This window comes from uncultured Gemella sp. (assembly GCF_963529685.1).
In the GTDB taxonomy this organism is placed as follows: domain Bacteria; phylum Bacillota; class Bacilli; order Staphylococcales; family Gemellaceae; genus Gemella.
In genome coordinates this window covers 22,040-28,821 of sequence record NZ_CAUSAI010000022.1, presented here as the reverse complement: position 1 = coordinate 28,821, position 6,782 = coordinate 22,040, and the positions used below count along the sequence as shown (strand labels likewise).

Annotated in this window: 5 protein-coding genes; 4 read left to right on the top strand and 1 reads right to left on the bottom strand. The window is 29.9% G+C overall.

Annotated features, from left to right (window positions below):
- From RWS90_RS04685 to RWS90_RS04675, 3 genes are all read left to right on the top strand, one after another.
- Positions 1-1,142, top strand: a 1,142-nt coding sequence (locus tag RWS90_RS04685) for a glucose-6-phosphate isomerase (RefSeq protein ID WP_314549090.1), incomplete at its 5' end; no start/stop codon positions are given.
- Between the two features lie 749 nt (positions 1,143-1,891).
- Entirely contained in the window at positions 1,892-2,074 is a 183-nt protein-coding gene (locus tag RWS90_RS04680) for a type II toxin-antitoxin system HicA family toxin (RefSeq protein ID WP_271965256.1), read from the top strand.
- Between the two features lie 28 nt (positions 2,075-2,102).
- Entirely contained in the window at positions 2,103-2,498 is a 396-nt protein-coding gene (locus RWS90_RS04675) for a type II toxin-antitoxin system HicB family antitoxin (protein WP_271965255.1), read from the top strand.
- Positions 2,499-4,346: 1,848 nt separating this feature from the next.
- Here the strand turns inward: RWS90_RS04675 and RWS90_RS04670 are convergent.
- Positions 4,347-5,054: a UTRA domain-containing protein gene (locus RWS90_RS04670; protein ID WP_314549088.1), complete on the bottom strand. Its 708-nt coding sequence runs from the start codon at positions 5,052-5,054 to the stop codon at positions 4,347-4,349.
- A gap of 237 nt (positions 5,055-5,291) precedes the next feature.
- Between RWS90_RS04670 and malQ the strand changes: the two genes are divergently transcribed.
- Entirely contained in the window at positions 5,292-6,782 is a 1,491-nt protein-coding gene (gene malQ / locus RWS90_RS04665; protein WP_314549086.1) for a 4-alpha-glucanotransferase, read from the top strand.

Below are 6,782 nucleotides of genomic sequence, written 5' to 3'. Positions count from 1 at the left end.
GTAATTCTGATGTACTTGTTGTTATCGGAATTGGTGGATCTTACTTAGGAGCTCGCGCGGCTATTGAGATGTTAAATGATAGTTTCTATAACTTCTATGAAAAAGATAGAAAAACACCTCAAATTTTCTTCGTAGGTCACACTATTTCTTCAAGTTATACTCAAGAATTAGTTAATTACTTAAAAACTACAGGAAAAGATTTCTCTGTAAACGTAATTTCTAAATCTGGTACAACTACTGAGCCTGCAATTGCATTCCGTATCTTTAAAGAATTACTTGAAGAAAAATATGGTAAAGAAGGAGCAAAAGAAAGAATCTTCGCTACTACTGATAAAGCTCGTGGAGCATTAAAATCACTAGCAGATGATGAAGGATACGAAACATTTGTAGTACCTGATGATATCGGCGGACGTTTCACAGTTCTTACTGCGGTAGGATTACTTCCAATTGCTGTAAGTGGAGTTGATATTGACAAAATGATGGCTGGAGCGAAATTAGCTCAAGATGAACTTTCTTCACCAGATTTAAGTACTAATATTGCTTATCAATATGCTGTAATGCGTAACGTACTACAACAAAAAGGTAAATTAATTGAGATTCTTGTTTCTTATGAACCATCAATGGTTTACTTTAATGAATGGTGGAAACAACTTTACGGTGAATCTGAAGGTAAAGATGGAAAAGCGTTATACCCATCAAGCGTTTGTTTCTCAACTGATCTTCACTCAATGGGACAATATGTTCAAGAAGGGCGTCGTATTTTAATTGAAACTATCCTAAAAGTTAAATCACCAAATAAAGATATCGAACTTAAAGAAGCTGAAAATAATTTAGATGGACTTAACTATTTGGCTGGAAAAACTATGGACTTTGTAAATACTAAAGCATTTGAAGGAACTCTTCTTGCTCATACAGATGGTGGAGTACCTAACTTTGTAGTAGAACTTCCAGATATGAGTGAGTTCACATTCGGATACTTAGTATACTTCTTTGAAAAAGCTGTAGGTATTTCTGGATATATGCAAGGATTAAATCCATTTGACCAACCTGGAGTAGAAGCGTATAAGAAAAATATGTTTGCTCTTCTAGGAAAACCTGGATTTGAAGAGTTAAAAGCAGAGTTAGAAGAAAGATTAAAATAATAATATAAAAAGCTGATAGAAGGATGAATTCCTTTATCAGCTTTTTTAATATATGAAGGGATGCCATATCTTAGAAATTTTTATATTTTTCTTTTTACTGTTTTAAGTGTAGCTTGCGACACCTCCATATCTTTTGCTATCATCAAAAGGATATTTCAGTTAGAAAATGAGCCTATAGTCTCATTTTCTCGAAGTAAAACACAAACGTGTTTTACTTCAGCTACTACAAAACAGTAAGAAAAATAAAAAAACTAATCAATAAATGAAATAAATATTTTTAGTTATCAGTAATTTTGTTCAAATATTTTGTAATGGTGAAAGGGAGTGACTCAAAAATTGTGATTTTCGTAGAAAACGATTTTGTCGAGTCACCCCTGCACAGTTTATTAGATATCTAAAAAGCTTTTATAAAGCAAATTTAGATATCAATAAACCACTGCGTCTATGAGTTCCCATATGAATTTTGTTAAATTTCAGGACTTTTGGGTCAACCACTCGGTGAAATTAAGTACGTAATTTAATTTTCAAGTACTCTAGAGTCTTGATACACTTGACTTTTTGAAAATACTCTCCGAAAACTCTCCGAAGCTAGAGGAAAAAACCTATTTTTTGATGAAAATCATTTTAGAAACTGAAAAGCAAAATAAGAATATTTTAAGATGAAAAAAATTAAAATTAATAATCTTCTAAAAAAATATTTACATATGTTAAAACATATGTTAAAATATATATTGTTAGGAGGTAAACTCATGAGTTCGAAAGAATTAATAAAACAGCTTAATAAATTAGGTTGGCAAGAAGTCCGAATAAAAGGTAGTCACCACCAATTTAAGCACCCTAACAAAGATTATCTTATAACTGTACCGCACCCAAAGAGAGATTTACCAAAAGGGACGGCACAAAAGATATTAAAACAAGCGGGCTTGAAATAAAGCCCCTTGATTTTAGGAGGTTAACCACATGAAATATATGTATTACGCAGTATTTACACAAGAAAAAGATTATATAGATATAACATTCCCAGATTTAAAAGGTTGTATTACTTTTGGTGATAATTTAGAAGAAGCTTTGTACATGAGTAAGGACGCTCTAGAGGGATATTTATTAGTATTAGAAGATGAAAAAATGAGTATACCAAAACCAAGTACATATCAAGAGTTACAAGCTAAATTAAACGATAATCAACAATTACAATTAATTAATGTTGATACTGATTTTATTAGACGTAGAGAAGAAAATAAAGCAGTAAATAAAATGGTTACTTTACCTAAATGGTTAGTAGACTTAGGGAAAGAGAAAAAAATAAACTTTTCACAAGTATTACAGCAAGCTTTAAAAAATGAATTAGGAGTATAACAAAGTTAAAAAGGCAGTGGAATAAATCCACTGTTTTTATTTTTATTTAAGTTGGTGCATTTTGCACTAACTTTATTTTTTTAGTTTGTATATTTTTCATAAAGAAATTAAATATTAAACCCTCTGTATATCTTTTGTATGCTCTCTACTCTATATACAAACCTAGTAATTATACAAGGTACATTGATTATACTAGAGCATATAAGAGCTTGTTTATTCTATGTAGTTCTATATAAAAGGTATTTATCTTAAAAGAATATCTAACAAAGAATTACAAGAGTATTGATATTCAAGAGAAGTAATATTATATGGTGATAATTGCATTCGCTACATTAATACAAGAGGTAGCTAAGAACATGTATTAATCATATACAAGTAATTAAGATTATGTGTAGATATCTAAATTAGGTTGATTAATCGTATCAGATACTAGAGGATAAGCAACACTAATATATATTCATTCGGTTATATCATATCATTATATATTCATAGATAGCTAACTAATGTAGATTGATATGTACTACATTTGTTGGGCTTATTCCAGTTACCTAATCACCTTATACCATAAGGCTATATAGTTGATACAAGTATCATGATTGAATAGGTTTGTTGTTAGTGATAGATAGATACATCAAGTAATTAATAACAATGAACTAAGATACAAAGACATGAGCCAAGTCAAGGGCTAAGGATAGTATAAGGATATATTACTATAAAAGGTATGAGGTATACTTCCCTTATTTGAGAAGACCGCCCTCCTATTAAAAATCTCAAAAAATAAAAAAACTTAAAGACCAACCTGTGCCCAATCATTCACAAAGGAAATGACTTACTAACCATTATTGGAAAAATTAAGACAAAAAAAGAACTTCTCATCTAATTTTGAGAAGTCTTTCAATGTTTGCTAAACTTTATTTCTACAGTAATTATAAACCATTAAAAATAAAAAATCAATAGGTTTATTTCTTGAAATTCATCAATGATAAAATGTAGTTAAAAATACTTAATAAAAAGAAAAACGCTAAGGGCTGCAACCCAAAGCGTAAAAAATAAAATGCATTTCCACAAAGATGGGCGTCCTGTACCATCCATCTTCCTTAAACATATTATATCATATACTTCTAAAGAATAAAAGTTATAATGTAGTTACAGAAAATAAAAAAAGCCTAGTGATAGTACCACTAGACAAAAATAAATCTCATTATTTAAATGAGCGTGTACCCGCAAAAAATATTATATCATAGCAATACATATCAAGTAAAACGATATACTAGAAATAATCAAAATTCTTGTTAAACTACTTTAATTTATTAGGAAAAAACAGATAGTAAAATACTACCTGTTATCTCATTTATTTATAGAACTACTGGCACTTATTTAATGTGTTTTTGTTTCCCAAAACTCTCCGAACTCTCTCCGAAAAGTCTTAAAATTTGATATTGTATAGAAATCTATTTACTTAATAAGATACTATTATATCAATGGTTAGAAGTGTTTTAAAATATAATCTATATTAGCTTAATTAAGCCTGTAGTCTTAATTTCACCGATGAAACTTTTTAAAGATCCATTTTCACCATTCCAAAATATTTGAATATAATTAATAACAGTAAAAACTTAATTTTTATATCAATAACTTTATTTTATGTGTTCCTTACTGTTTTGTAGTAGCTGAAGTAAAATACACTTGTGTTTTACTGCGAGAAAATGAGATTATAGGCTCATTTTCTAACCGGAATATCCTTTTGAGAAAACAAAAGTACACTTAAAACAGTAAGTTTAAAATTTTTTAAAAAAAGAACGATTCTATAAATTAGATTTTAATAAAATCGTAATTTATGAATCGTTATTATCTTTTTGCCATAGTTACAAATGTGAATTTATCAGGTCTGTAAGTAAGTATTCCGTATTGGAGAATATTCCCATTAGATAAATATGTGATACTTTCTACAACGGCGACCATGTTATACTCACCTAAATCCATATTTTGTTTTTCTTCTTCAGATGCATATCTAAATGATATTTGACGACGAGAATGTGTAATATTTAGTCCTAATTCTTTTTCTAAATATTTATAGATTGAAGACTCAGCTATTTCTTTATTAAGGAATGGGACAAGGTTACGATCAAAATATGACACCTCGTATTCAAGTCGCTCGCCGTTTATCATTCTGCTACGACTAACTCTATAAAAATCATTATTTTCATCAGCTCCAAAAATATTCATTATTTTCTTATCACCTTGAATAATGTAAAGCGATTCAAGAGTTGTTTTAATTTCATATTTTCCATCGATATTTAACTCTGAAGAAGTTTTAATATTTCCAAGATAGTTATTTTTAATTCTACCGTGTCCTAGAATTAAGGAGTTTTTACCCTTGATTTTTTGGATATAACCATTAATTTCTAAAAGAGATAGTGCTTTTCTGATTGTGTCTTTAGAATAACCGTATTCTTTTACTAACTCATTTTCACTTGGTAATTCTGTATTACGCTTATAAAAACGAGTATCTATTTTTCCTTTTAAGTCATTATAGACTTTTTTGTATTTACTCATATATTGTTTTCCTCGCAAAATTTATCTACTTAATTATAAATGGACTCTGCTCAAATTGCAAGAGTTAAGGACATCTTTCATTATTTGTATAACATTTACGTATATGTTGGCGAAAAAAATAAAAAGAATTACATAAATGTTGTTGACAAAATGAAAGTGTTTTATTATAATAATAGGTGTTAAGTGATAAAACTTATTTTGTAAAGATAAGTTATAAATATAACGGAGGATAAAACAATGACAAAACGTTCAAGTGGTGTTTTGATGCACATTACATCATTACCGGGACAATTTGGAATAGGAACATTTGGTAAAAGTGCTTATGATTTTGTAGATTTCCTACAAGAAACAGAACAAACTTACTGGCAAATTTTACCATTAACAACTACAAGTTATGGTGATTCACCTTACCAAAGTTTCTCAGCAGTAGCAGGAAATCTGAACCTAGTTGATTTTTCTTTATTAGTAGAAGCTGGATTGCTTGAAGAAAGCGACTATTCAGATGTTAATTTCGGCGATAATCTTGAAAAAGTTGATTATGCTTTATTATTCGAAGCTAGAAGACCGATTTTAGAAAAAGCAGTAGCTAACACAATTAAAAATAGTGAAATATTAGCTGAAATTGAAAAATTTGAAGCAGAAAATTCAAGCTGGTTAGCTGATTATGCTGAGTATATGGCTATAAAAGAAAGTTTCGGGTATCAAAGTTTCATTCATTGGGATGAAGAAATTAAAAGAGCTGATAAAACTGCACGTGAAAAATATCGTACAGAACTTCAAGATAGCATAAGATACTATACAGTTACTCAATATTTCTTCTTTAAACAATGGTTAGCGTTGAAAGAATATGCTAACAGTAAAGGAATTAAAATAATTGGGGATATGCCAATTTATGTAAGTGGAGATAGCGTTGAAATGTGGACTATGCCAGAACTATTTAAAGTTGATGAAAACAATGAACCGCTTTATGTTGCTGGATGTCCTGCAGATGATTTTAGTCCTACTGGACAACTTTGGGGTAATCCAATCTATGATTGGAAAAAACACAAAGAACAAGGTTTCTCATGGTGGATTTATCGAGTGCAAGAGAGTTTTAAAATTTACGATGTACTTCGTATAGATCACTTCAAAGGTTTCTCTGATTTTTGGCAAATTGATAGAGATGCTGAAAATGCAGTCAACGGTACTTGGGAAGCTGGACCAGGAATTGAATTATTCCAAAAAATTAAAGAGCAATTAGGTGATTTACCGATTATCGCAGAAAATCTAGGATTTATAGATGAGAAAGCGGAAAAATTATTAGATGATTCTGGATATCCAGGTATGAAGATTCTTCAATTTGCTTTCCCAGGAGAAGATAATTTAGATCGTCCACATCACTATACACAAAATAGTGTAGCATACACTGGAACACATGATAATGACGTAGTTAACGGATGGTATGAAAAATTAAGCGAATCAGAAAGAAAGCTAGTTTCTGAATACTTAAACCGTCGTGATGAAGAACCTATTACTGAAGCAATGATTAGAGGAATTTACTCATCAGTAAGTGATTATGCAATCGTAACAATGCAAGACTTGTTAGATAAAGATGCAACAAGTAGAATGAACGTTCCATCAACAGTTGGAGGAAACTGGGAATGGAGAATGCTTGCAGAAGATCTAACAGAAGAGAGAAAAGAATTTTTAAGAAACATTACAGTAAGATATTCAAGAGAGAGGGTATAA